This window comes from Allobosea sp. FG18 (assembly GCF_057809495.1).
This window is the reverse complement of sequence record NZ_JBMDKB010000020.1, coordinates 110,763-135,937: the sequence shown is the minus strand read 5'-3', so window position 1 is coordinate 135,937 and position 25,175 is coordinate 110,763. Positions and strand designations below refer to the sequence as shown.

The 25,175-nt window shown below is 63.4% G+C and carries 29 protein-coding genes; 16 read left to right on the top strand and 13 right to left on the bottom strand.

Features of this window, described 5'->3' with window-relative positions; all coding sequences use genetic code 11:
- Window positions 1-61 precede the first annotated feature (61 nt).
- From ACODTJ_RS21515 to ACODTJ_RS21505, 3 genes are all read left to right on the top strand, one after another.
- Complete coding sequence (locus tag ACODTJ_RS21515) at window positions 62-637, top strand: type 4 pilus major pilin (RefSeq protein WP_173050718.1); 576 nt, start codon at window positions 62-64, stop codon at window positions 635-637.
- A gap of 72 nt (window positions 638-709) precedes the next feature.
- Window positions 710-937 (top strand): hypothetical protein, encoded by a 228-nt coding sequence (locus ACODTJ_RS21510; RefSeq protein ID WP_488849988.1) that lies wholly within the window; start codon window positions 710-712, stop codon window positions 935-937.
- A 22-nt stretch (window positions 938-959) separates the two neighbouring features.
- Window positions 960-1,226 (top strand): hypothetical protein, encoded by a 267-nt coding sequence (locus ACODTJ_RS21505; protein WP_488849986.1) that lies wholly within the window; start codon window positions 960-962, stop codon window positions 1,224-1,226.
- 314 nt (window positions 1,227-1,540) lie between these two features.
- On the opposite strand, the gene ACODTJ_RS21500 is transcribed toward ACODTJ_RS21505, so the two are convergent.
- On the bottom strand, window positions 1,541-2,764 hold the full coding sequence (locus ACODTJ_RS21500) for an RNA-guided endonuclease InsQ/TnpB family protein (protein ID WP_488849984.1): 1,224 nt from the start codon (window positions 2,762-2,764) through the stop codon (window positions 1,541-1,543).
- A gap of 299 nt (window positions 2,765-3,063) precedes the next feature.
- On the opposite strand from ACODTJ_RS21500, the gene ACODTJ_RS21495 reads away from it, so the two are divergent.
- The 5 genes from ACODTJ_RS21495 (at window position 3,064) to ACODTJ_RS21475 (ending at window position 5,925) form a co-directional block, all read left to right on the top strand.
- A complete protein-coding gene (locus ACODTJ_RS21495) occupies window positions 3,064-3,255 on the top strand; it encodes a hypothetical protein (protein ID WP_488849982.1) in 192 nt (63 codons plus the stop codon).
- 80 nt (window positions 3,256-3,335) lie between these two features.
- Entirely contained in the window at window positions 3,336-3,869 is a 534-nt protein-coding gene (locus ACODTJ_RS21490; RefSeq protein WP_488849980.1) for a hypothetical protein, read from the top strand.
- Between the two features lie 15 nt (window positions 3,870-3,884).
- Entirely contained in the window at window positions 3,885-4,436 is a 552-nt protein-coding gene (locus ACODTJ_RS21485) for a hypothetical protein (RefSeq protein ID WP_488849978.1), read from the top strand.
- A 112-nt stretch (window positions 4,437-4,548) separates the two neighbouring features.
- The gene (locus ACODTJ_RS21480) at window positions 4,549-5,286 is read left to right on the top strand and encodes a hypothetical protein (protein WP_488849976.1); all 738 of its coding nucleotides are present in this window, start codon (window positions 4,549-4,551) and stop codon (window positions 5,284-5,286) included.
- 111 nt (window positions 5,287-5,397) lie between these two features.
- Window positions 5,398-5,925 carry a hypothetical protein gene (locus ACODTJ_RS21475; RefSeq protein ID WP_488849974.1) on the top strand — a complete coding sequence of 176 codons (528 nt, stop codon included), beginning with the start codon at window positions 5,398-5,400 and terminating at the stop codon, window positions 5,923-5,925.
- Here the strand turns inward: ACODTJ_RS21475 and ACODTJ_RS21470 are convergent.
- Complete coding sequence (locus tag ACODTJ_RS21470; RefSeq protein ID WP_488849972.1) at window positions 5,922-6,365, bottom strand: hypothetical protein; 444 nt, start codon at window positions 6,363-6,365, stop codon at window positions 5,922-5,924. The genes ACODTJ_RS21475 and ACODTJ_RS21470 overlap by 4 nt on opposite strands.
- 161 nt (window positions 6,366-6,526) lie before the next feature.
- Between ACODTJ_RS21470 and ACODTJ_RS21465 the strand changes: the two genes are divergently transcribed.
- The 4 genes from ACODTJ_RS21465 (at window position 6,527) to ACODTJ_RS21450 (ending at window position 13,200) form a co-directional block, all read left to right on the top strand.
- Window positions 6,527-6,874 (top strand): hypothetical protein, encoded by a 348-nt coding sequence (locus tag ACODTJ_RS21465; protein ID WP_173050701.1) that lies wholly within the window; start codon window positions 6,527-6,529, stop codon window positions 6,872-6,874.
- Window positions 6,871-8,634 (top strand): SNF2-related protein, encoded by a 1,764-nt coding sequence (locus tag ACODTJ_RS21460; RefSeq protein ID WP_488849970.1) that lies wholly within the window; start codon window positions 6,871-6,873, stop codon window positions 8,632-8,634. Before ACODTJ_RS21465 ends, ACODTJ_RS21460 begins: the two co-directional genes overlap by 4 nt.
- A gap of 42 nt (window positions 8,635-8,676) precedes the next feature.
- Window positions 8,677-9,567, top strand: a complete 891-nt coding sequence (locus tag ACODTJ_RS21455) for a hypothetical protein (protein ID WP_488849968.1) — start codon at window positions 8,677-8,679, stop codon at window positions 9,565-9,567.
- A 165-nt stretch (window positions 9,568-9,732) separates the two neighbouring features.
- Window positions 9,733-13,200, top strand: a complete 3,468-nt coding sequence (locus tag ACODTJ_RS21450; protein WP_488849966.1) for a DEAD/DEAH box helicase — start codon at window positions 9,733-9,735, stop codon at window positions 13,198-13,200.
- A gap of 37 nt (window positions 13,201-13,237) precedes the next feature.
- Here the strand turns inward: ACODTJ_RS21450 and ACODTJ_RS21445 are convergent, their stop codons facing one another.
- Both ACODTJ_RS21445 and ACODTJ_RS21440 read right to left on the bottom strand, forming a co-directional pair.
- Window positions 13,238-13,639: a hypothetical protein gene (locus tag ACODTJ_RS21445; RefSeq protein WP_488849964.1), complete on the bottom strand. Its 402-nt coding sequence runs from the start codon at window positions 13,637-13,639 to the stop codon at window positions 13,238-13,240.
- Window positions 13,640-13,690: 51 nt separating this feature from the next.
- Window positions 13,691-14,650: a DNA cytosine methyltransferase gene (locus ACODTJ_RS21440; RefSeq protein WP_488849961.1), complete on the bottom strand. Its 960-nt coding sequence runs from the start codon at window positions 14,648-14,650 to the stop codon at window positions 13,691-13,693.
- Window positions 14,651-14,962: 312 nt separating this feature from the next.
- Between ACODTJ_RS21440 and ACODTJ_RS21435 the strand changes: the two genes are divergently transcribed.
- Window positions 14,963-15,907, top strand: coding sequence for an enoyl-CoA hydratase-related protein (locus ACODTJ_RS21435; RefSeq protein ID WP_488849959.1), 945 nt, complete (start codon window positions 14,963-14,965; stop codon window positions 15,905-15,907).
- A gap of 182 nt (window positions 15,908-16,089) precedes the next feature.
- Window positions 16,090-16,464, top strand: a complete 375-nt coding sequence (locus tag ACODTJ_RS21430; RefSeq protein ID WP_488849957.1) for a hypothetical protein — start codon at window positions 16,090-16,092, stop codon at window positions 16,462-16,464.
- A gap of 49 nt (window positions 16,465-16,513) precedes the next feature.
- Here the strand turns inward: ACODTJ_RS21430 and ACODTJ_RS21425 are convergent, their stop codons facing one another.
- The 9 genes from ACODTJ_RS21425 to ACODTJ_RS21385 all read right to left on the bottom strand — a co-directional run bounded on the left by ACODTJ_RS21425 (window position 16,514) and on the right by ACODTJ_RS21385 (window position 23,899).
- Window positions 16,514-17,563 carry a hypothetical protein gene (locus tag ACODTJ_RS21425; protein ID WP_488849955.1) on the bottom strand — a complete coding sequence of 350 codons (1,050 nt, stop codon included), beginning with the start codon at window positions 17,561-17,563 and terminating at the stop codon, window positions 16,514-16,516.
- A 188-nt stretch (window positions 17,564-17,751) separates the two neighbouring features.
- Window positions 17,752-17,949 carry a hypothetical protein gene (locus tag ACODTJ_RS21420; RefSeq protein ID WP_488849953.1) on the bottom strand — a complete coding sequence of 66 codons (198 nt, stop codon included), beginning with the start codon at window positions 17,947-17,949 and terminating at the stop codon, window positions 17,752-17,754.
- 211 nt (window positions 17,950-18,160) lie between these two features.
- Window positions 18,161-18,436, bottom strand: coding sequence for a hypothetical protein (locus ACODTJ_RS21415; RefSeq protein WP_488849951.1), 276 nt, complete (start codon window positions 18,434-18,436; stop codon window positions 18,161-18,163).
- On the bottom strand, window positions 18,426-18,692 hold the full coding sequence (locus ACODTJ_RS21410; RefSeq protein WP_488849949.1) for a hypothetical protein: 267 nt from the start codon (window positions 18,690-18,692) through the stop codon (window positions 18,426-18,428). The genes ACODTJ_RS21415 and ACODTJ_RS21410 overlap by 11 nt, the downstream gene beginning before the upstream one ends.
- The gene (locus ACODTJ_RS21405; protein WP_488849947.1) at window positions 18,673-19,488 is read right to left on the bottom strand and encodes a hypothetical protein; all 816 of its coding nucleotides are present in this window, start codon (window positions 19,486-19,488) and stop codon (window positions 18,673-18,675) included. The genes ACODTJ_RS21410 and ACODTJ_RS21405 overlap by 20 nt, the downstream gene beginning before the upstream one ends.
- Window positions 19,489-19,532: 44 nt before the next feature.
- Entirely contained in the window at window positions 19,533-19,979 is a 447-nt protein-coding gene (locus tag ACODTJ_RS21400; RefSeq protein WP_488849945.1) for a hypothetical protein, read from the bottom strand.
- Window positions 19,976-22,060: an NAD-dependent DNA ligase LigA gene (gene ligA / locus ACODTJ_RS21395; protein WP_488849943.1), complete on the bottom strand. Its 2,085-nt coding sequence runs from the start codon at window positions 22,058-22,060 to the stop codon at window positions 19,976-19,978. Before ligA ends, ACODTJ_RS21400 begins: the two co-directional genes overlap by 4 nt.
- A 10-nt stretch (window positions 22,061-22,070) precedes the next feature.
- Entirely contained in the window at window positions 22,071-22,721 is a 651-nt protein-coding gene (locus ACODTJ_RS21390; protein ID WP_488849941.1) for a hypothetical protein, read from the bottom strand.
- Between the two features lie 104 nt (window positions 22,722-22,825).
- On the bottom strand, window positions 22,826-23,899 hold the full coding sequence (locus ACODTJ_RS21385) for a hypothetical protein (protein WP_488849939.1): 1,074 nt from the start codon (window positions 23,897-23,899) through the stop codon (window positions 22,826-22,828).
- Between the two features lie 110 nt (window positions 23,900-24,009).
- Between ACODTJ_RS21385 and ACODTJ_RS21380 the strand changes: the two genes are divergently transcribed.
- Together ACODTJ_RS21380 and ACODTJ_RS21375 are read left to right on the top strand one after the other, a co-directional pair.
- The gene (locus ACODTJ_RS21380; protein ID WP_488849937.1) at window positions 24,010-24,528 is read left to right on the top strand and encodes a hypothetical protein; all 519 of its coding nucleotides are present in this window, start codon (window positions 24,010-24,012) and stop codon (window positions 24,526-24,528) included.
- Window positions 24,529-24,587: 59 nt separating this feature from the next.
- Window positions 24,588-25,175, top strand: coding sequence for a hypothetical protein (locus ACODTJ_RS21375; protein WP_488849935.1), 588 nt, complete (start codon window positions 24,588-24,590; stop codon window positions 25,173-25,175).

Below are 25,175 nucleotides of genomic sequence, written 5' to 3'. Positions count from 1 at the left end.
CATGGATTCGTAAGGATCGGCTCCACGCGGACGCCGCTTGTTCAACCAGGAGACCCAGCAGATGACGTCGATCACTGCCAACTCGTTCAAGGTCCGCGCACGAGCCACTGCTCGCCGCGTTCGTCGCGGCCTTTCCCTCATCGAAGCCGCCGCCGTGCTCGGTCTGCTGATGCTGGTCGTCGCCGGCGCGATGCTGCTCTACCAGAATGCCAGCACCAACAGCCGTGTCGCTGAATCCGCAAGCCAGCTCGCGACCATCCAGCAGAACATCCGCTCGACCTACGCCGGCGCCGCCGGCTTCACCGGGCTGCAGAACTCGACCATCGCCAACACCCTGCCCGCCAAGATGAACGCCGGCGGCGGCGCGCTGCGTCACGCCTTCAACGGCACCGTGACCGTCCTGCCGACCAACACCGGCGGCGGCACCGACTCCGGCTTCTATGTCTCCTTCACCGGTGTTCCGGCCGAGGCCTGCCAGAAGCTCGCGACCATGGACATGGGCCGCGCGATCGTCGGCCTCGTGATCGGCGGCGCCACCGCTTCGACCACCACCCCGCCGCCCTTCACCCCGGCCAACGCCCAGAACGGCTGCGGCACCAGCGGCACCACCACGATGGCCTGGACCGTCGCCGGCTGATCGGCTTCTCCAGAAGTTCAAAAGGCGGAGGGCGCTGCTCTCCGCCTTTTTTTTATGGGGAGGTAGGGCACGATGGCCACGATCGTTGAAAGCTATGAGCGCCTCGCCGAGGAGACGCAGCGCCCCTGCTATTCGGTCACATTCTGGAGGACCGTGGACGGCCGCTGGGGCGCTAGCGCTGGTCTCGGGCATACCGAATTCGGTGACACGATCGAGTTGGCCATCCAGGCTGCGGTCACGAACGCAATCGCAACGCAAATTGAGCGGCGTGAGCAAGATTTCCGCAGGGCCAGCCAGTGAGGTTCCGCCAAGGGGGCAGATCATGAAATTGGTTGATGCAGCCCCAGCGCCGCCGAAGCGGCTCGACCCGGCCCAGGTTGTCAAGGACTATCTTGCAGCCTTCGCCGAGGCTAACCCGGACAGCGTGCCGCCGCTGGTGCAGCCCTCGAAGGCCGGCTGGTACGTCATCCGAAGCTATGGTGTTGTCGGGGACGGAACACCGCATCGCCTCAAATCGCTTGTGGCGATGACCGCGCGGCTAAGGGCGCGTGTTGCGAGCGTCAGCGGCGAGAACGACATTCCTCAATAGAATTGCACCATCGTTCCATTCAGGCGATGCTGTCACCAAAGAATCGTGCGATCGGAGATTGATCTCCGGCCATTTGGATCTTGTGAGGCATCATGACAGCGATCACCGACATCAAGCCCGCGGAAGACAAGCGGGTCCGCCGCATGAAACGCACCGACCTGTAGTGGATCCTCTGTTTCTTCGTCCCGGTTCTGGCCCTCGTTATCTATGGGTTCTGGTACGTCTGGGGCGAGCATGACCTTCTGCCGTGGAATTATTGGCTATCCGGGATCTGAGGTTGATCCTCTTACGCCGGTTTACGGGAACGTTGGCAGCTAGGCTGCCTTGGCGACCGCGGTTCCGAGACGACGCTCGGGCTGATGCCCCACGTTACCGTCTCCGGGCGGCATAGCCCGCCCGTGGGCGACCAGCGCCCGGGTCAAAATATTGATCGCCGCGTTGTGATCGCGATGCAGGTCAGCACCGCAACCGCAGGCATGGCGACGCTCGGAGAGCGTCTTCTCCACGATTGTTCCGCAGGAGGAGCACTCCAACGAGGTGCGACGTGGATCGACCCTGACGACCGTCCCACCGGCTCTCTCAGCCTTGTAGGTCAGCATCTGGATCAGACGCGCGGGACCTGCATCGAGCAGCGCCCGGTTCAGGCCGGCCTTCTGCCGGACATTCGTGCCAGGCTCGTTCGCTGTTCCGCGCGCCGACCTGGTCATGTTCCTCAGCTTCAAGTCCTCCACAGCGATGAAGGCAAAGCGCCGCGCCAGCTTGGCTGAGACCTCATGGAGATGGGAGCTCCTCGCTTGCTGGATCCGCCGATGGCCGATCGCGACACGTTCCCGAACTTTGCGCCGCCGCTTAGAGCCGCGCTTGCAGCGGGCGAGAGCGCGCTGGGCAAGGCGCAGTTCCTTCTCTCGGCGCGATCGCGGGCGAATGTTCTCGATATGCACACCATCGCTCAGCGTCGCGAGATACTCGATCCCGACATCAACACCGACAGTGCTCTCCGGCGCAGCGTGAGCTTTAGCCACGGCGACGTCGATGGCCAGGGTGATCCACCAGTGCCGTCCACGCCGGGTGAAGGTGCAGGACTTGATCGACGAACCTTCCGGGATCGGTCGATGCAGGTTGAGGCGCAGACCTCCAGCAATCGGCTTGAACAGCAGGCGTCTGGAGCGCAGTCGGATTCCGCTCCACTCGTCAAAACCGAAGCTGCTCCACCTCGATCGAGGCTTGAACCTCGGGAAGCCAGGGCTCTGCCCTCGCTTCACCCTGGCGAAGAAGCCCGCCATGGCGTCGTCGAGCCGTGCCAGTGACCAGCGCGAGAGCGCGACGGGCATCGAGGCGTAGGTCTCGTCGAAGCTCCTGATCTGCGTCAGAGACTTGTTCTGGTCGATCTTCGAAATCGACTTCCCTGCCTTGCGCCAGGCCTCAATGCGCTCTTGACGCGCCGCGTTGTACAGCTGCCGCTGAGCCTCAAGCAGGCGATCGAGAGCCGCATATTGCGCCCGCGTCGGCTTCAGCTTGTAGCGATAGGTCAGCAGCATCAGATCCGATTGTTCTTCAAACGTTCCTATCGAAGACAGCCTGGTTCCGTCTCCCGGTCAAGAGCCGATCAACCTCAGATGCCGGAGCGCCGAATTATTCTGTCTACTACGAGGCCCTGCCGGCGAAGCGGGTCGTCGAGATGATGGCTGGTCCGTACGAGGCGCTCGACAAGGTATTCATCGGTCGACTGATGGGAAGCACCGTTTGGGCGATCGCCATACCCGCGCTGTCTCTCTCGGCTGTGATGGCTCTGAGGGCGTGGGAAAGCAGGTAGGGCAAGCCTTTGCGGGACCACCTGATGCTGCTGATCCTCATGGTTGGTGTTCTGAGCTCGATTCCGATGTTCCACACGCAAATGGCGGTGAGCGAAGAGCAGGCAACCATGAGGGCAATTCGGGTGACGTCCGACCAGATCCGCGACGCCCTCAAGGCCGCAGGTATCGACGCTTCCGGGGTTGCGCATCCGTTGCTCGCGACCTCCAAGCCGTAAGCGTCGCGGGCCCTTTCAGGTGGTGGATGGGCGCTGGTTGAGGGTTGCCATCGGAGATCTAGTCCGCCCATCCTTTGCGTATGAGACACATTTCCTTCAAGTCCGCCGACACCTTCCTCATCTACGAGGCGGATGCCTTTGTTGGCGACCTCCAGACCAAGCACGGCATTAGCTTGCCGACGGTGCTTCTCATCGGCCTGACCTCGCTGATCGCGTTATTTCTGCTGTTCGCGACCGTCGCGTGGGTTCTGCTCGGTCTGACGGTCTGGAACATCGTGCCGCTTGCATTCGGGGTCTTCATCACCGTACTCGGCTGGAAGAAGCTGGCGTGCCGTTATCTCGCCGACATTCGCGGCGAATGGACGGAGGCGAAGACCCGAAAATACGCGGGGATCGCTGTCTACAATCGTGAAAACCAGGCATTTCTCCGCGTGGTAGCCCTCTGTTTGACGCCGCCCTCGATGGTGTCCTGGCTTCTTCTTGGAGGGGAATACTCGATCATGGTCCCGATCATGCTGAACCTCCTGGCAAACATGTACTTCGCCTGCGCCTTTCCGCGGACGCCGACCAAGCGGACAGAGCATCGGCTTGCGCCCTCGCCGGTCGCCGGCTGATCGAAAGGAAACGCGATGGCCAACTCGATGCTCGGTTACCTGGACGGTTGGCTCGTAAACCGGGCTGATCAAGCCATCGCGGTGGTTCAGGAGCGCGCGGGTGTGTCCCTGCCGACGGTGCAGATCGGATTCGTTCTGCTGAGCACGGCGACCTACTGGATTTTCATGATCTACATCGCTGTTCATCTCGGCGATGTATTGCCGCGCTGGGCTGCGATCGCATCGGCCTCGCTGATGATCGGCCTTGCGACCCTTGTGACCGCGTTCTCCTTCGCCAGGCGTATTCGCGTGCAGATGCGGGATGCCCAAGGCGAATGGACGGACGCCAAGCACCAACTTTACCTCAAGACGGCGGTGCATTTCCGCGTCAATCGCTTTCGAGCGCGAATTTGGGGCCTCGTCCTGACAGCCTTGATTTCGCTCGGAGCTTGCGCCGGCCTCGGTGGCGGGATCTTCGCTTGGTTCTGCGCCTCAGCCGTTATCGAGGAGCTCTCGCTCTGCGCTTTCCCGCGCCAGCCGAAGAAGGATGAGGCCGCCTCCCCCGAACTCGCTGCGGGCCGCGTCTGAAGGTTGTCGCATTCGTCGCGCCGTAGGATCGTCCCATCAGCCGGCTCTAGCGGATGACATGAAGTGACCGCGTCCGCCGGCGCCTTCGAGCTTAGAGCCCACGAGGATTTGCATGCCCCTTTTTCTGATCCGTGAGCGCCATATCCCTGGCCCGATGACGGTGGCCGCTGCAGACCAAGTCATCGAGGTCGAAGTCGAGGCGACGGATGTCCTCGCCGCGGCGACGTTGGTGATGTTTCGCGAACCCGGGCCACTCGCCGCGGGCCTTGTCCACCGCCAACACCGAGATCCTTACACCGGCATCGCGATCGAGCCCGATCGCGCTCGCTACGGCGACTTCGCCGAGATCCACGCCGGCAAGCCGGAGACGTTGCCGATGGCGCATTTCGGCAAGGCGCGCCTTGGCCCGGATGTGATCGCTGGTGAGACCCTGCGTCTGCACAACCTCATTGCTCGACATGAGAACGGCGACGTTTCGCTCGCGCTTCAAAACGTCCTGGGCTCGATGCTCGACTTCGCTCGCGCTAACAACGTGAACCTGCAGCACGTCCTGGATGCGATCTCATGCGACTACGAGACCATCACCGGCCGGGCCCCGCCGGCGTTAGGGGATCTCGGCTTCGACCGCGAGCTGCTTGGGCCCACTGAAGCCAGCACGCGAGCCGGGGCCGCTGCTGTCGCGATCCACACGCAGCTTGCGGACATCGTGGATGAGGATGACCCCGAGATCGGCCTCTTCCACCTGGCTTTCACTCTGATCGAGGAAGCGCACCGCCGGAATCTCGATTTCCCCGCGATCGCCGAGCAAATGCTGGTCGACCGCGCTGCTGCCCCTGCTCCTCGCATTTGAAGGCTGGGGCGAGACCTCATCCGCGGCGCTCGCAGCCGGCGCGTGAGGTTGTCGCATTCGTCCCGCCATAGGATCGTCCTCGGATCAAGCGACTCCAGAGGACGATACGAAATGGCTTCGGCCGTCGGCGCATTCGAGCAGGCAGATTACCGGGATCTCGGGATCGACACGGCTTACGAGCCCGTGGCGGGCAGCCTGCGCGTGAGCGATGACGGCGACCGGATCGTCGTACGCTATCTCGCTTTTGACCCGTGGCCGCCGATGCATTTCTTCGCTCCGACGTCCAAACGGGGACATATCGCAGACGCTGCCGATGGGCTTTCCGTTGGGTTGGTGAGGTCGCAGGGGCGCTATGCGATTGCTGGCCCTGGCGAGGCCGCTGACGCCTGGTGGCGTGCGCCGGCGGGCGCTGATGCCGACAATCTGGTGGACGAGGCCAGGAAAGCGCTGGAGAGCCACGACGCGTGGCTGGAAGGCGAGCTGTGCGGGATCGTCACCGAAACCTTCGCAGGTGCCTCCGGGCGGCTTAAGACGGTCGATCTCACGGTGGAGTGGCCACACGTCTCGCTGGCGATCGCCGAAGCAATGCTTCAGGAGCGGGACGACATGCGGCCCGCTCCTATGATGCCAGGCTTCTAGTGGAGACCTGTTGAGACCAGGTCCAGCTGGGCCAGCATCTCCTTCGTGATGCCGTCATAGTCGCGCCAGTCGAAGCTGCTCGACTGGGTGATCGAACCGTCCCGGTGCAAGCCGACAACCTGCACACCGCCTACCGGATCGCAGGCGAGATAGACCGGAAGCGTCAGATCGGTCTCCTCGTCCTCATCCAGGTCATTGCCGAACGGATCGTCCTCGTCAGCGTCCTCGGCTTGCTGGAAGGAAATGAGCGTCTCGTCGTCGTCCGGGATCATGGCGCCGTTGCCCTCCCGGGGGACCACGACGGCCTCAAAATCGAAGCCGAGCAGGTGGAAGGGCAGTCGCGACTCCGTCTGGATCGAGACTTCCTCGACCAACTCGCTGAACCGGCGATGGGACATCGGAGCTCTGCTGCGACCTCTGGTGGATCCGCTGCTGTTCATGGTCGATCTCCCGATATGAGCCTTGACCCAATCTGATCCTCGATGATGCAACCCAGAAGGTGGATAGCGGACAATCGGAGCTTGAGAGTCGCAAAGGATCAGTGCTGAATTCCTTCGAGTGTGATCCAGAACCTGGTTCGGCCACAAGGACTGATTTGAGAATGTCCCCCGAAGCTATCGTCGCCTTCTTCCACGCACGGCGCTTTCCCCTGACGGATGAGAAAATCCTGCAGGCGCGTATCGCCGAGTGTCTGGTGAAGGAGGAGATCGAGCACGAGCGCGAAGTGCGCCTCGCGCCGGGCGACATCGTCGACTTCATGATCAGTGGCGTCGCCGTCGAGGTGAAGATCAAGGGGGCGAAGCGCCGGATCTACGATCAATGCGCGCGCTACTGTCAACATGACGGCATCAAGGCGCTCGTGCTGGCGACGGCCGTGCCGATGGGCTTTCCGCCCGAGATCCACGGCAAGCCCTGCTATGTCGCCTCGCTCGGGAGGGGTTGGCTATGACCCGGACCTACGGTGAGGCCGCCTTCAATCCCCAGGCTCGCCGCTGGGAGCTGACCAAGGTCGAGCCGCATGTCGTGGGCCGCCTCAAGCGCGTCTTCTCCCGCATCGATGTCGCACGATCGGACGCGTTCCGTTTCCACGACGAGCCGGCCCAGTGCAGCGAGCTGGTCTGGTTTATGATGCGCTATCCGATGGTGATGTCTCAGGCGGACCGGGCTCGCCTCGAAAAGCGGGATCGCGAATTCGAAGCACTCAAGGACGCCTGCGAACAGATCCTGCTCCCCGACTGGAAGCCAGGTCCGCTCACCGGTTTGAAGGAGGGCGTGGAGATCAGACGCTACCAGAGCAAGGCGATGAGCCTGCTCGGGATCAAGAAGGGCCTCTTGCTCGGGGACGACGTCGGCCTCGGGAAAACCCACCCGGCGATGGCGTTCCTAGCCACGCACCCCGGCGCCCTGCCTGCGGCCGTTGTGGTCGAGCCCAATCTGGTGCGGCAATGGAAGCGGCGCATAGAGGAAACCACGCACCTGCGTGTCCACGTCGTAGACAGCACCAAGCCCTATTCGCTGCCGACCGACTGCGACGTCGTGATCTTCCGCTACAGCAACATCCTCGGATGGGGCCCTGTCGCGAAGGAAGGGGTGTTCAAGACCGTCATCTACGACGAGATCCAGTCGCTGCGTCGCGGGCGGGAGTCCAGCAAGGGGCAAGCCTGCTGGGAGTTCTCGAAGAAGGCTGAGTATCGGATGGGGCTCAGTGCGACCCCGGTGTTCGGCTACGGCATCGAGATCTTCAACATCATCAGCTTCCTCTTCCCCAACGACAAGCCGCTTGGGACGCGCGAAGAGTTCGTTCGCGAGTGGTGCAGCGGCGGCGATCAGAAAGTCCGCGATCCCGACGCGCTTGGAGCCTTCCTTCGCGAAAATCATCTCATGCTGCGCCGGACCAAGGCCGACGAGGAAGTTCGTGCTGAGCTGGCTTATGCGCTCGTGGGCGATCGCATCAACCGCGTTCCTATCGAGGTGCCGTACGACGAGGGCGAGGAGAAGCGCGTCGAGGCGCTTGCACGCACTCTCGCGATCAAGACGGTGTCGGGGTCCTTCATGGAGCGAGGGAAGGCCGCTCGCGATCTGGATATGCTGCTGAGGCAGTCGACAGGCGTTGCCAAGGCAAAGGGTGTCGCCGATCTCGTCGCGATGCTGCTCGAATCTGGCCGTGAGCGCGTCGTTCTCGCCGGATGGCACCGCGACGTCATCGATATCTGGAAGCGCGAACTCGCCCGTTTCAAGCCTGTTCTGTACACCGGCAGCGAGGGCGCCAAGCAGAAGAATGCGTCAGAAGACGCGTTCGTCAGCGGGGACTCCCGTGTGCTGATCATCTCGCTCGGGTCGGGCGCCGGCCTCGACTCGCTTCAGGCCTGCTGCAACACGCTCGTCGTCGGCGAGCTGCCGTGGAGCCGCGCCGTGACCCACCAGCTTGAGGGGCGTCTGGATCGGGACGGTCAAGAGGCCGAAATCATCGACTCGTTCGTCACATTTTGCGACTCTGGCAGCGACCCGGCGATCATGGAACTCATGGGGCTCAAGGCCGCGCAGGCCAAGGGTATCAGCGACCCTTACGCCGAGGTTGAATTCGTCCAGCAGGACGAGGGCCGCATCACCGCGATGGCGAAGGCCTGGCTACAGCGCCGCGGGCTTGAAATCCCGAAACCCGCCGGGCCCGAGGCTGGCGTCGAGGAGCGCGAGCTGGAGGTCGCGTAGTCGCCGTTCGTTTCATGCATGCTCGCATGAGATGGTCGCGCCATGACGAACGATGCACAATCCGACGATCCGACGCTTGCCGGCGAGGCCTGGTTCCTCGCGGATGGAACGCGTTACACCGGTGGCGTTTTCGAGACTGCCGATCCCGACAGCAAACCGTTCGGGGAGGTCGAAGTCGATTGCCGAAGCTGCGGTGGCACCGGCCGATTCCGCTTCAACAAGCGCAGGCCCTGCCGGGTATGCGATGGCGAGCGCGTCGTGTTCGACCAGGCTCGCCTCTACACCGAGGCGGAGATCTCAGCGAAGGAGGCACGCCAGCGAAAGGCGGCCGCGACCCGTGAGAGCAAGCGTGTCGAGCGCGAGACGAACGCGCTCGTTGGGCACCAGGCCTTCGTCGACGCCAATCCGGAGCTCTGGGCGCGCGCGCAGGCCAGCGATGACAAGTTCGTCCAGGATTTGATCGTCAAGAGCCAACAATGGGGCGGGCTTACGGAGAAGCAGCTCGAAGCGCTGAAGAGCACATTCCAGCGTCAGGACGAGGAAAAGGCGCTCTACGCGACCTCGACGCATGTCGGAACGGTCGGCGACCGCATCGAGGTCGAGGTCGAATGCCGCGGCGGGACCTCCTTCATGGCGAAGAAGTTCAAGGGCAGCGGCATGGAGCAGATCTTCCTTACCGAGCTGGCCGACAAGGACGGTAACTGCTTCGTCACCATCACTGCTGCCTTCACCATGGAGCGCGGGGAGCGTGCGCTGATCCGCGGCACGGTGAAGAAGCACGACGAGCGCAAGGGCTGGCCCCGGACGCAGCTCAACCGGGTCATGCTGCTGGAGCGCAAGCCCGTCCTCGAGGCGCTCCCGCCGCCCGAGCAAGCGCCGGTCGGGGCGCACGAAGAGGAACTCGAATACGCCGCTCCGATGCCGGGCTTCTGAGATATCTGAGAATCGTTACGCAGGCAGCATCAAAGCTCCCGACAGGCGTTTTGTTCATCTCTCGATGACCAAGGCACAAGGAATGAGGCCACAGTCAGTGGATCTGGCTGCCTTTTCTCGTTGAACGCTATCGATCTTTCTCAGGAATCGCCTACTCCTGCTGGGATGGCCTACCGTCCCGACGACAAACGATCCCCCGCCACCAGCGACGCCGGCCGCGACGTAAGCCGTGACGCAGGAAGCGAGAAGACCTCGTTCCCGAAGCCCCGACCGCAGCCGCCTGTTGCCAAGCCTGCGCCTGTCGCGAGAACGCTCCTCAACCCGCGCCCACCGCCGAGCAGGAGGCCTTCGCCAGCGAGCCGAGACGACGAACCGGTCACCAAGGACGTCGCCGCGTGGGCACCGGATCCATCGAGAACGCTAACACCCAAGCGAGCGATCGGGGACAAGCCAGCCGATATCCTCTCGGCCTGGACCGCCCTCGAAGTGCTGTCGCCCACGACGTACCTGTACCCGAAGGCGCTCACCGATGATGACGAGAAGCGCATCGCCAACTTCAACAAGCGCGAGCCTTGGGCTGGCGAAGGCGAAGGATACCTCCTCAACGGGCGCCCGAAGACCAAGTTGTTCTACCAACTGATCCTCGGGTCCGTCCGGATGGATTCGGCGACCAAATCCCTGCTGACAGCCTTCGAAGACAAAAATGCGGATAGGCAAGAGGCCAAGGGCTTCGCGCCGATCGCCGCCGTCACGATCGACGCGCAAGGCGTGCCGCAGGAAGAGCTCCCGATCGCGATTTCGAGCTTCGCCTGGGGGCTCCCGAAGGCTCTCGATCGCGATCTCTCGGCACTGGGCGGCTGGCTGAAGGCCGAGGGCGAACTCGCTTCGCAGCTCGGCGAGAAGCTGCGCACCAAAGACGAAGATTTGCAGGTCATGCCGCTGACCTATGCGGTGATCGCCGACGCGTTCGATTGGCTGGTCGACAAGCTCGGTCTGCATCCGACCCATGTCGTGAAGCCGTCCTTCGCAATTCGCGTCTACCACTTCGAGTTTTCGAAGGAGCCGCCCGAGCCGCCGCTTCTCGGGAGCTTCTACCTCACGCACTTGGCCGAGGCGGCCGAGCTTGAGGCCGGGGGGAACCTGCCCAACGCGCTGAAGCACTATCTCGGCGTGGTGGCGCCGCCGGCGCGTCAGGACGTCCTGAAGGACGACAACGTCCTCGCATCAACGCTCTCGCCAATCCTGATGCCGAAGGGCCGCTGGCCGTCGAAAGGACGTCACCCGCTCGTTCTGCTCCAGCAGGCCGCGGTCAATCTCGCTCTCAGCAAGGCCTCGGCATCGGGCATTCTTCCGGTCAACGGTCCGCCAGGGACGGGTAAGACGACGCTGCTCCGCGATGCGGTCGCAGGGCTCGTGGTCGAGCGCGCCAAGGCGATGTGCGAGTTCGACGATCCGGCCAAGGCTTTCACGAGCGGCACCTTCCACAAGGCCGGGCAGGTGCGCCTGACGGTTTCTCGGCTGGCCCCGAGCCTTCGCGGCTTCGAGATGCTCGTGGCCTCTACCAACAACGCTGCCGTCGAGAACGTCAGTCGAGAGCTCCCCTCGCTGAATGCTGTTGCGACCGATGCTCCCGGCATGCGCTACTTCAAAACCGTGAGCGACCATGTCGCCGGTGACGAGAGCACCTGGGGGCTGATCGCGGCGGTGATGGGTAAATCCGCCAATCGCCGGACATTCCGCCAGCGCGCCTGGCTTGAAAAGGACCACGGTCTCAGGACCTATCTCGCCGAGGCATCGGGAACCCGGCAGCTGATCGACGACGGCACCGACCCTAAAACCGGCAAGGCTTTGAAGCGTCGACCGAAGATCGTCCTGCGGGAGGACCCTCCCGCCGATCATGCGGAGGCGCTTAACCGGTGGCGCGTGGCGCGGGAGCGCTTCGTCCTCGCCTATTTGGAGGTCGCAAAGCTGCTGACGAAGCTGGAGGAAGGCCGGCAGGGCTCCGGAAAGTTCGAAGAGCTGAAGCAGGACCTGGAAGTGGCGGAGGCCGGGGTCACTGCGGCGGAGGCGAAGCACGCTGACGCGGCGTCCGGCGCCGGGAAATGGCAGCAGCAGATCTCGCTGCACCAGGCCCGATTGAAGCAGCTGGAAGGCGCTCAGAAACTGTTCGAGCAAACGAGCCCTGGACCTCTGGCGAAGCTCTTTCGCACGAAGGCCTTCCGCGACTGGCTGTCCAAGAGCCTCGAATATAGCGAGCAGGCGATCGCCGCTCACAACGAGGTGCTAAAGGCTGTCGAAGCGCAGGCCTCAACAATGAAATCCGCCCAGGATGCCGAGCTCGCCGTGAAGGCCGCGCAGGTTCGCTACAACGAAATCCAGCGAGCGGCCCGGCAGTCGGCTGAGAAAGTCTCGGAGATGTTCGCGCTTGCCGGCGACCGAGCTCTGAACACAGCCTTCTTTGCCCGCAGCCGAGAAGAGATCCAACTCGACTCGCCATGGATCAGCGACGAGCTTCACAGGAAGCGCGACGAGGTTTTCGAGCTCGCTCTGGCGCTCCACAAGGCCTTCATCGACGCCGCCGCGAGACCGCTGCGAGACAATCTGGAGGTCTTCTTCCAGACCTTCAGCGGCGGGTTGGCCTGGTCGGAGAAGATCAACCCGATGATGCCGGATCTCTGGTCGAGCTTATTCCTGGTGGTCCCGGTGTTGTCGACCACCTTCGCGTCGGCTGAGCGGATGCTCGGCCACCTCGATGCCGAGGCGCTCGGGTGGATGCTCGTTGACGAGGCCGGTCAAGCTGCGCCGCAGGCGGTCGTGGGTGCTTTAGCTCGGGTGAAGAACGCGATCATTGTGGGCGATCCGCAGCAGATCGAACCGGTGAATTCGCTGCCGACCGCGCTCACGGAGGCGATCTGTCGCGATTTCGGGATAGATTCCGACAAATGGAGCGCGCCGGCGTCGTCCGTGCAATCACTGGCTGATACGACATCGCGCTGGGGCACGACCTTCGAGAAGGACGACGGCTCGGTAGATGTGGGCTTCCCTCTCCTCGTGCATCGGCGCTGTGCGAATCCCATGTTCTCGATCTCGAACGAGATCGCCTATGCAGGGCTGATGGTTCATGCAGTCCACTCGCGGCCCTCGGACATCCGCGAGATTCTCGGGCCGTCGCATTGGGTCGACGTTCGCTCCTCACACACCGAGGACAAATGGTGCGCGGCCGAGGGCGAGGCGGTGGTGCAGCTGCTGCAGCGGCTTGATCGCGCCGGCCTGGAGGAGCTCGACCTCTACATCGTGACGCCCTTCACCATGGTGTCGAAGCGGCTGCGCGACCTTGTTCTGCGCTCCGGAGCGCTCCGGCGATGGACTGAAAAGCCCGCGGAGTGGGTGAAGGAGCGGATCGGTACGGTTCACACCGTTCAGGGGCGCGAGGCCGATAGCGTCATCATGGTGCTTGGGGCGCCGATGCCGGCGAACGGCGGTGCCCGGAGTTGGGCGGGCGGGCAAGTCAATCTGCTCAACGTGGCCGCTACCAGGGCGAAAGAAAATTTCTACGTCGTCGGCAACCGGGCCGTCTGGGAAGAAGCGGGCTGCTTCAAGCGGCTTGCTGCGAGCGTCAGGACGGCGGACTAGGTTGATAGCGCGCCGGCCCAGAGAGGGCGCCTGCGGGTCAGCTTGCAGCCATCAGAACCGCAAAGACAGACAAGTTCGCCTCGTGGCGATGCTGCGCCGGGCCGTGCCGGCCGGCACAAACCGGGATCCAATAGCGGTCGTCATCCGCGCTCCGGGCGATGATGTGGCAGCGGCCGGTTGCGGACAAGGTTTCCAGAAAGTCGTCGTCGAGAGCGGAAAGGCAGACGCTGGCGCCTGCCTCGAACTCGATCCAGGCCCTGGGCGTCAGGCCGTTCTGGACGAGAATGCGCGTGGCGCGAACACGGTGCGAGCCGAACAGCAGTCGCAGTCCAGCGTGATCGGGCCGCAGCTGGAAGGGCGCGTATCCTGCGAAAGGCGCATCCTCGCAGGTGTCGAGCTGCAGCTGATCGCCCCAGTAGGGCCCGGTGTTCTTGGTCATGATCCAATCTCCTTGAGGAGCGGTTTGGATCATGACCTTGAAAGTCACCAGCTACGCGGCAAGCGCTGGTCGGATCAGATCCCGGCAGTGTGTCAGGATAGCCTCCATCACCGGCGCGCAGACCCCGTTGCCGATGACGCGGATCTGTTCGCGCTTCGATCCGCTGCCGGCGTGGAAGGTCTCCGGCACGCCCATGGCGCGCTTCAACTCCGGGATCTGGAGCATTCGGATCGTGTGTCCATCTGGGCCGGGCTCCACGAGCGCGAATCTGCCGAGCGTGGTAATCGTCCGCAGCTGGCGATCCAGGGGGAGATAGCCGAGGCCATCGCTCCCGTAGAAAACAGTCAGGAACGACTTGTCGTGGCCGAGAGCCTCGAAGGCCTTTTCGACGCGATCGCGCGTCGCCTTGACCTTCTCTGCGAGAGGGCGCGTCTTCCAAGTCCCCTTCGGATCCAGGATCGAGAGCACGGTGGGGCGGCCGGTGCGGAGTGCTGGTATCGTTAGCGGTGCCGCGCGCCCGAGCAGGCAGACGATGAAGACACGCGTGCGGGTCTGCGGGACGCCATAGTCGCTGGCATCCAGAAGGTGCTCTGAGACCCCGTAGCCGATGTCGCGCAGACCCTGCAGCAGCTCCGGATAGCCGCGCCAGTTCCGCATCTCGCGAACGTTCTCGATCACCAGGATCGGAGGAAGCATGCGACGCGCATAGGGCAGCACCGCAAGCGCTGTCTCCATGTTGACCAGGTCGCGGGGGCGACTGCCCTTGGCGCGGCTGTGATCGGTGCACGCCGGGCTTGCGATGATGGCGTCGATCGGTCCGATCTCGTCGGAAAGGGCCGGGATGTCGATTTCCTCGACACGCGCGCAATAGGTGCGGGCCTGAGGATTGTTCACGGCGAAGGCCGACAGAGCGTGCTGATTGAAGTCGACGCCGGCGACGGTTGTGAAGCCGGCAGCGTGGGCGCCTACCGAGGAAAGGCCGCCGCCGCAAAAGAGATCGAGAGCTCGCATGATTCAGCCCGGTCATGAAGCGCCGCGAGGATTCGTGGCCGCAATTCATGATAGGCTCGCCTCAATCCTTGAATGTCGCGAGCTATCCTTGTCGCTCGCCCACGGATTTCGTGATGTTGACGGCGCAGCGAGTGCGAACGAGGTGCGTCTGCGGCGTGCGCTGACAGGATTGTTGTGCGGTTCCGAAGAAATCCTCGGACGGAGACGCGCCATTTCGCATGTGCGAGCTTGACGGATAGGAATGGGGAATCGATCCTTTGGGAGGATCGCTGGGAATCGCCCGGTTGGTCGATGTTTGCCTGGGGGTCAGCCTTGCTCAAGTCCGTCGCAGCCAATCCGGCGCAGCTCGCCGAGGACGTCGTCGGAATGATCCGTCAGCACGCCGGACACCTGCCGCAGGTCGAGCTCGATTTCGTCACCGATCTGAGCCTCCTCTGGGTGACCATCGTTCCCGAGCCAAAGCCGATCTTCACCTTCGAGCTGCTCAACAGCCTCGGGAAGGTGCAGCAGGCCATCATGGATCTGTGGGGCACGCGCTACCTCGACTGCCCTGTGCGGTTCCTCGCCTTCCGCGGACGCGGCCCGATCTTCACGCTCGGCGGCGATCTCGATTTCTATCTCGACTGCCTGGCCAAGAACGATCGACCGGCAATGCTGGAATACGCACGGGTCTCGGGCAAGGACGCCGCGCGCAACGCCAGCTGCCTGGGCGGGCTGACGATCACGCTCTCGACGATCCATGCCAAGGCGATCGGAGGCGGGATCGACGCGCCCCGCTCCTGCAACCTGATGATCGCCGAAGAGCAGGCGTCCTTCAGCTACCCTGAAGTCAAGTTCAACCACTTCCCGATCACGGCGATCGCGGTGCTCGGTCGCAAGATGGGCAACAGCGCGGCGTTGAAGCTGCTCCATTCGGGCGACGAATTGACCGCGCGTGCGTTCTTCGAGGCCGGCGGTCTCGATGAGGTCGTGCCAAACGGCACCGGTGTCGACTGGATCGAGAAGTACGCCCGGGATACGCTGCCGATCCACGCCGCGCGCCTTGCCCTCTTCTCCGCCTTCCATCGCCGGACTGGCAACATGAAGGAGGAGCTGCAGCACCTCGGCGAGGCGTGGGTCGACAACATGATGCGCCTGTCGCCGACTGCGATCGCGAAGCTCCAGCGCATCGCCCAGACGCAGGACAAGATGCTGGCTCGACTCTACGCTTCGATGGCGCCGGCGCCGGCCCTTGTGCCTGCTCCGGAGATGGGCTGACGATTATTCGTGGGCTGCTTTCACAGCCCCGATGCTGAACCTAGTCGGCGCGGAAAAATCGGCTGCGTCGACATCGCCGTGATCGCACCCTCCTCCCCCGATCATCCCGCCAGAGATCTGCCATTGATCGACTCGGCATCGGCAGGCGAATGTAGGGGCCCGCAACAAGAGCGAGCCTCAACATGGCTGACGAGAACGAGCACGCGCTAATCATCGAAATCCCACGCTCGTCTCTCCCGGATGCGGATCGCGTCGTGACCGACATCGCAAGCCTCGAGGCTGAGCTCGCTGCTGCGCTAGATGGTCTCGGGATCGTCGACGGCCATGACTTCGGCCTGATGCTTGGGCCGGACGTTCGCGGCGGTCTGACCGGTGCTAGCGTATACGTCTACGGGCCGAGTGCCGACGCCATGTTCGCGGCCGTCGAGCCTGTGCTGGCGGCGAACGCGATGGGCGCCGACAGCACTGTTCGCCTGCGGGCAGGCAAGCCTGGGACGGTGGAACGGCGGGAGAAGATCGAAGGCCGTGCGAGATCGGCAGGGGCCTCTCTGCACTAACGCTTCACCCGGCGGGTGGTCGCTGCCGGAAACGACCACGCGGTGAGGGCTAGGCGATCGATAGACCGCCCTGAAACCGCATCTGCTTGCCGAAGAATGTCCGCAGGTAGCGATCGACCTTCACCTGTGCCTCAAGCTCCGGAAGCTTGAACCACTCGTCGAGCCTGAAGGATAGGTCTGGATCCTGGCAATCGGGATGAAGCAGTTCGAGAAGGCGGTTGCCAAGCGGCGAGACCTCGACGGGCTCGGTTGCTCCGCTGGTCACGAGCTGGGCCAGCTGAAGGTTCCTGATGATGAGTGACCTCGAAGCGGGGCTACCGAATTGGGTCATTCGGGTGAAACCTTCACGCTGACGCGGATACCGGCCGGACCCGGTCCAGTACGACATCAGCTCAACGATTTTGCTCTCAGAGAGCGGTCCAGAATTCTTGAGCGCGTAGAGAAGTTGCAGCGAAAAGGGCGATAACGGAGGTGCGTCGGACGCGACTCCAGCCGACCGCTGGAGAGGCCTGAGGACCGCGTTGGCGTTGATCGTGAAACCATATTGGAAGCGCCATTTTGAACGGCCGTAACGAACGAGGTGGGCGACCCGAGATCTGCCGCGCTCCCGGCTCGCGACGGCAAGCGCCGCGACCATTGCGTCGGAGGAATAGCTCGTAAGAAAGGGTGCCGCGATCTTATCCTCGGAGCCGTCACCGAATACCTGGTTCCAAACCAAATCGAACATCGCTTGGTCAGAAGGCCAAGCATCGACCCCGTCGATGATCACGTCGGCTTCACGAAGCCGAGCCAAGATCTCCGAATGTCCTATCGGAATTGGCGTTCCATCGAAATCAGCGACCTTGTGCGAGCTGATTTCGCCATGGGTCCCGTGATACGCGGAGCGCGCGCCGAGATCGATGGTGTTGAAGGACGGCGCCCCCGAAAACGGGAAGTCAGACGCTTTCAAGTGTTTGGGAAACGCAAAGATGCGCTCATAGTAGGGGTGGATTTTCAGCGAAAGTGATCGTTCCACATCAATTTCGGGAAACACAATGCGGGCCGTATGCGCCCATTCTCGAATGGCGGACGGTTTGTCCGCGATGACGACGATTTTCATGATGTCCTGCTCGACGAGTAGGTGGTTCAGCGTGGCTTAGCCACGAACTGAGATCAGGCTACTATGAGAATAGGCGGGACGGAATAGCGCACCGATCGCACCCGTGGATTGGGGCGCCTTCGGCACCAAGAGGCGGCCGCCGCTTTGGAGGAGCGCGAGATAGGAACCCTGACGCTCGTTGGCGAGATTCAGGCTGGCTCATCGAGCGTGATGGCGAGCATCGCATCGGGATCCCGCGAAGAAAGAAGCCTGAGGTCCCTGATCACGGCCGGAAACCTTTGCCAATCAACCAGAATCACTCGCGCCAATTCAATAAGCGCCTTGTTGAAGAGGCGATTGAAATCATCCGGAACGAGGGCCGTCCCATGTCGGCGCCCGAGCTTCACAGGTCTCACCCCCATCAGACCGAGGTCACCGTCGAAAACCTCTACCGACTGATGTACAACCGGGTCATCAGCGGCTCCCTCTTTTGGATCGAGGGGACCTTTTGGCCAACTCGGGAGCCCTTGCCTGAAGGCTTCGATATCACCATGGCACGAGGGCCGGAGCGACCGGGGCCACGTTTGAGGTTGCGTTGATATAGGCGCGGCGAAATCGTCACGCCAACAGATTGGTCTTCGTGCCTCCGTAGTCGCGACTGAACGGCCGGACAGGCTCCTCGCCGTACCAGTCGCCTTCTCGGAAGACGTGGTCACTGCAGCCGCCTACGCGGCGCACATAGGCTTCCGGGATGTGCCCGGTGGCGATGCCGACGGTCTTCGTCCGGTGCCCCTTCTGGCAGAGGCCGTCGAAGAGATTGCAGTTGCTGCAGGGTTCACCGAAGGTCTCGGCCATCTGAGGGATGTGGTCGAATAGGAGCTTCTCACGCGACACTGGCGATCCTTTCGATCCTCACCTGCTCGACCTGGGCGGCCGTGATGCCTCCGTTTCTGGCAAACCAGGACCAGGCGCCAGCTTTGAGCAGGCCGAGAGCCTCGCAGCGCAGGACCGCGTCGCGCGGTTTCGTTCCGTCCATATCGGCCAGCAGGATAGCCATTCTGCGAGTGAAGAAGTTCGGCTCGCCGCGAACCCGGTCAGACGTGTGCGCTTCGAACGCCGCACGGAAAACCTCAGCGTCCATGTTGGACATGGCCGGCATCCATTGTGCTCTCCCCCGGGACGCCGTCGAGACCAAAGGTCGATCGAGCGAGCTGTGTGGCAACTGAGGCAATTTCGGCCTTAAGGGCTTTCTGCCCCTCCTCGGTTTCGTTGATCCAGCTGGACGCCTCGATAACGGCTTCGATGGCAGCGCTCATGTCCTTCGGAGGTGTTTCGCAACGCCGGGCCACCAATTTTGGCAAGGCAACCCTGCGGGCACGTCGATCGAGGCTCGGCACCGCCGCGACGATGTCGTGAGCCGAGACCTCGGGAAGAGCGTCAAGGAGTCTGAAGACGCCCGGCATCGACCACCCATGGATCTTCATGATCTCGAACCAAACGTCGCGCCGGCGGTCCCACTCCGCGCAGGAGACACCCGAGGGCGGGCTGTCCGCATCGTACCAGGGCCAGCGCTCGATGCCATCGGTCGCGGCCAGCAGGTCGTGATAGTCCGTCATCTCGGCGTGGAGCAGAACGTATGTGCGCCCTTCGCGCTCGACATAGGACGCTTCGCACTGGACATCGTCCTCGGGCTCGCGCCGCTTCGTAACCTGGCACTGTTCGTACCGAGACCTCATGTGTGCGATCGCGAGCTCGATGGGCGATGGGGAAGTTTTCGGGTCGCGACCGAGAAAACGGTCATCAGCGGTGGCCTGGGCAAGTTGCGCGAGCCGAGCCGCCGTCAGCTTGCAAGCTAGCTGATCGCCTTGTCCCCGGAAGCGTGCGAAGAACTCTTCGGCTTCAACACCGGGCAGCAGTCGGAAGCCATGGCCGAATGATGCGCCCATCTATTGGACTGCCTCGACAGGCGTTGGTCTGCTGGCCGGGATCGTCACGCGAGGGCGATCCGCGTCGGCTCGTTCAGGACCAAGTTCGTGGCGGCCTCGAATTCGGCCTTTCGGTCGGGATGAAGCTTCACGATGGCCATGACGTGTGCGTTCCTGTGATTTGGAGAAAGGCAGTGGACCGAGACCAGATCGCCCTTCATTTTTAGGAGGGTCACCATGAACTCTCCCAATCGTTTTGCATTGAGGGCGAGATGCTGACCCTTGCCGGCGCGATAGCCGTCAATTTCGTAGAAATCGCCCGTATGCGCGGCGACAGGGAGCTGCACCACCTTGTAGTGCTCATCGAGCCTGGCGAAGCCCGTGGTCAGGCCTGTGAGGATCTTCTGCCGGCGCGCAGCTAGTTCCTGACCCTTTTCGAGGGGAACGCTGAAGAGGTCTGTATCGAACGCCTCTGGATCGATGGCGCGGCCGAGCTCGTCGATGAAATTCATGCCTCGGATCCTTCTGCGGCGGCTGGGCCGGCATCAGCGATCAACGCGAGCCAAGCATCTTCCGTCAACACCGGGACGCCGAGCGCCTCGGCCTTCTCCAGCTTGTCGCCGGCGCCTGGGCCCGCGACGACGTAGCTCGTTTTCTTCGATACCGATCCGGAGACCTTGGCGCCGAGCTCTTCGGCTCCTGCCTTCGCCTGGTCGCGCGTCATGCGCTGGAGCGTGCCAGTGAAGACGACCGTTTTGCCAGAAACCGGCGTGTCAGTCCGGGCGACTTTCAACGGAATTGCCTCGACGACGCTTCCGAGATCGATGGCGATCGCGGCGCTCGCCGGGTCTGAGAAATAGCGCGAGAGCGAGGAGATCGCCGCATCGCCGACACCCTCGACCCCGTAGAGCCGGGCGCGGCCTTCGGAGCTCGACGCCCCGTCAAGGAAGGCCTGGTAGGAGCCGAAATGGCGCGCGAGGCGCAGCGCGTTCGTGCGGCCGACATGGCGGATGCCGAGCCCGTAGATCATTCGTTCGAGCGGCGACTTCCGCTTCGAAGCGATCGAGTCGAAGAGCTTGCGAACGGAGACCGTGCCGAAGCCCTCACACCGATGCAGGGGATCTCCGCGCGAGGCATCGGTCGTTTCGAGGCGGAAGATGTCCGCCGGTGTCCGGATGCGACCGGTCTCGAAAAGGAAAGAGACCTGCTTCTCTCCGAGCCCATCGATGTCCAGCGCCTCTCGCGACACGAGATGCAACAGGCCTTCGACCGCCTGCGCCTCGCAAAGGAGACCGCCGGTGCAGCGGCGTACTGCGCCGCCCTGGTCCCCGACATCGGCCTCACGCTCGGCCGCGCTGCCGCAGACCGGACAGTGGCTCGGGAAGACGTAGGGCTTGCTGCCGGCGGGGCGGTTCTCCAGCACCCGGTCGACGATCTGCGGGATGACGTCCCCAGCTCGCTGCAGGACCACGGTGTCGCCCACCCTCAGGTCCTTTCGCTGGATCTCAGCCTCGTTGTGAAGCGTAGCGTTGCTGACTTCGACGCCGCCGACGATGACCGGTTCGAGGCGCGCGACTGGTGTCAGGGCGCCAGTGCGCCCCACCTGGATCTCGATGTCGCGCAGGATCGTCGTGACCTGCTCTGCCGGGAATTTGTGGGCGATTGCCCAGCGAGGCGCGCGCGAGACGAAGCCGAGCACCTCGCGCGCCGCGAGGTCGTTGACCTTGTAGACGACGCCGTCGATGTCGAAGGGGAGTGTCGCGCGCGCCTTGGCGATATGGCGATAGTAGCCGATCAGCTGCTCGGCGCCGACGAGGCGATAGGTCTCCGGCGCCGTCGGCAGGCCGAGCGCGCGAAACGAGCGGACCATGTCGAGATGGGTGGCGAGAAGACCTTCTTCGCTCACCTCACCCCAGCTGTAGGCGAAGAAGCGCAGGGGACGTTTCGTGACCTCTCGCGACTGGCGAATGCTGCCAGCGGCCGCGTTGCGAGGGTTGGCGAAGGTCTTCTTGCCGGCAGCCTCCTGCTGCGCATTGAGCGCCTCAAAATCGGCGCGTGTCATGAAGGCCTCTCCGCGGACTTCGAGCAGCTCCGGCGCGGAGCCGTGGAGCTGGTGCGGAATATCAGCGATGGTGCGGGCATTCGCTGTGACGTCTTCGCCGACCGAGCCATCGCCCCGCGTGGAGGCGCGGACGAGCAGGCCGCGCTCGTATCTGAGCGAGAGAGAGAGGCCGTCGATCTTGAGCTCGCCGACCATCTCGGAGGATTGATGACGAAGCCCGCGGTCGATGCGGCCGAGAAACTCGGCGACCTCTGATTCCTCGAACAGATTGCCGAGAGACAGCATCGGCACGGCATACGGGACCGGTTCGAACGCGGTCGAGGCCGGCGCGCCGACGGCGCGTGCCGGAGACGTTAGGTTGGCGAGCTCGGGATGGGTCGCTTCCAGTGCATTGAAGCTACGCCGCAGCGCGTCGTAGGCCTCGTCCGTGATCAGCGGCGCGTCATTGCCGTGATACAGCGCATCGTGCCGAGCTAGCTCGGCGCCAAGGCGGGCATGCTCGGCCCTGGCCTCCTCGAAAGAAAGCGTCATCGTACTCACCTCAGGCGAGCCAGGAAGCGCGGCGTTGCTCGAAATCCTGGCCAAGCAGGGCTTCGAGCGCGGCCATTTGCTCGACAATGCCGGCGCTGGCCGTAGGAACCTCCGGGGCCACGCGCCCGAGATCGTGCGGGGCAGGACCCGAAGCTGGACGAGCCGGACCATCTGCAGTCGGCGGAGCGGCGGAGATTGGAGGGGTGGCATTCGAGAGCGGCGGTGTTGACACGGGTGCCGGCATCAGGACGCGCTTCTCAACGCGAGCCGGGGCGACCGCTTCGATATTCACCGCCTTGAAGGTCGCGAGTGACAAGGCCAGCGCCGGGTTGCCGAGATGGCCTCCGACCGAGAGGGTGGCACCTGAGGTATCGTGGATCGAACAGACGATCGCATCGTCCCGACCTTCGAGGCGATACCAGCTCCCTTTCGGGAGGAGCGCCCTCATCAGGTTGGTCGCGGAGATCAGGTTGCCTGCGAGCGCGCGATGAAGGTTCGAGCGGAATGCATCGTCTCGGAGCCCGAACGCGCCGGCCGCCAGCGTAGCCAACTCCAGCGCCTGGTTGAAGTCGCCGCCCGAGAAATCCTGAGGGGCTGACTCGACCGCGCGAATGAGCGCGGCGAGGGAGGCTTGCGGGGTAGCAGAATCCAGGAAGGGCATGACGTTTACCAAGAACCAACAGACGATCCATGGACGCTACCGTCACCGCCGCCCATCTCGAAGACCAAACTCGCCGTCTGATGAAGGAATCCGTGGACGGGCCTTCACAGGTCCATGCCGAGCTCGGCCAAGCCGTCGTCTGCAACCTCATCGAGCCGACCGATGGTTGTCTCGCCGGGGAGCGCCGACGGGATGAGATTGGCCTCCAGCCCGATCTGCAGCAGGACACTCCAGCTGCACAGAGCCTCGGACGGTGAATGCGCGTTCCGCTCGTCGTAGCGAGGGTCGTAGACGCCGTCATACACCCGCAGGAGCGTCTGAAGCGCGGCGATCACATCTGCGGTGTCGCCGCTGGCCCAGGCGCTCACCAGGGACTGCTCGAAGGGCTTGAGCTCCTCGGCGACCTTCTTGTGGCTCATGAGCCTGCGAAGGTTCGAGCGCAGCGCCATTGCCGCAGTTTCGAGCGTCGCGCCCGCTTCCGGGACCGTGAGGTAGGCCGGGTCGACATGAGCCAGGCGCATCGAGTTGAGTTTGGGGCGTCCTTTCAGCGTGAGCTGCTTTGCGAGATCGTTTGCCGCGGCCTGCTGGTCGATCCGGAAGATGAAAGCGCCAGTCTTCGTCGTGTTGGCGCGCCCATAGTCCACAACGCCCCTGCCGGCGACCATCTCAACTCGCCAGACTGGTTCGGGATCTCTCTTCCAGAGATTGCCCTCGCGCATCATCAGGTCGGATGCGACACGAACCGCCCTCGCCTGCTGCCATTCCCGCCCGTCTCGCGAGATGTCGGCCATCTGAGCGATCGCTACGGCCTCATCGGGCAGAATGTCGCCCTTGAGGTCGACCGGCTTCTCGAAGGGCCAGAATTTCTCGAACCTCCATGCATTGGGGTCGTGAAGCAGGTCGGGCGTGACCGGGCGCTGATCCTGAAGCCGCATGGCGCGGCGGAGGGCGCCATCGAGCCCTTCGAAAGTGATCGAGACAGTCTGCTTCGGGGATTTGCCCCATTCACCCGTGTGGCGCTCGTACTGCAGCTCCAGCGCCTTTATGGGGTTACCCTCGGCAACCGGGATCTCAACCGGGGTCGAAGAGCGCATGAACTGCCAGCGCTCCTGACGGGCGCGCTTGCGCCGTCCGAAGACAGCGGAGCGGTGGTCCGCCCAGGCGACGATCTTGGCCATGTGTTCGACTCCCTGTTCGGCAAGGAGCCTACGATCCAGCGCTGCAAGCCAGAATGGCCATTGTCGGATGCGGAGGCTCACGCCACCTTGCCGGAAGCAAGGAGAATCTGATGCCCCGCGAATTCCGCAACACGGTCGAGCCGCTACTGATCCAGACCGCGAAGGGCCGGGTAAAGGTCACGCCGATCGCCAGCAACGAAGCCTATGTCCGGGTCGAGAATGACGATGGCGTCGTGATCCGCGGGATTCCCGTCACCGGCAGCGAGCACTTCGTCATGACGAAGGATGGGATCACCGGCCGCAATGAGATGCCGAACTCCCGTTTCACCTTCAAGGGAATGCGCAGCGACCGCGTCTACGAAGAAGCCCCTGCCGGGACATCTCGTGAGCTGCTTGAAGTGATGCGCGGGGCCGTCGAAACGGCTGCCCTGGAGAACGCACGCACCTTTGCCGAAGCCGGGACAATCGCTGCATCGAACAACCTGCTGCGGGTCGAGGAGAACATCGCCAAGAAGCGCGAGGAGCTCCAGGCCCTCTTTGACGAGCGCGCAAAGCTTGCCGAGATCGAAGCGGAGGCCGAAGAGGCTCTGGCGCAGTTCGAGCCTCAGGAACGCCGGCCCGGGATGTAGGTTTGTGACTTTCGAGCTCCGATCTGATCGTCCTCACAGAGACCGAATTGGAGCCCGATATGCAACGCGCATTCCTGATCCAGACGCGCCAGAAGGCTGACGAACCCACCCAGCGTCGCGCCGTGTGCCGCGAGCACATCGTCGTCCTTCGTGAGACCGGCCCATCGGAAACCTTCCCCGTCGGCGCGACGTTCGCGACCCGCTACTATGGCGGCCAGGACGCGGAGAGGAAGGCGTCAGAAGATGCGGCCGCCGGCCTCAATCGTCATCACCAGGTCGATCACGTCCGCGCCTTCACCAGCACTGACGGCCTGCGCCGCGCCTGGGTGCAGGCGCCGGCGGAAGACCGCCGCGAGATTCGCGTCGCGACCGTCGTCGCGGGCGACGAAAACGGTGTCTGGATGAAGCCCTTCAGCGAGGCGGAGCGCCAGGTGCTGCGTACAGAACTCAATCTCGATCCCTCCGATTCCTGCACCGATCTGGCTGTCTTCCGTCGGCGCAAGGGCACAGGTATCGAGGCCGTCGCGCGAATCTGCGAGGATGTTGTTGTCGACTTCACTCCCCTGGCTGTCGACGTCAGCGCCGAGGCGCAGGCCCTGCTCGAAGCCCGCTTCGCGCCGGCGCCGCAGGCTGAAATGGCGATGTGA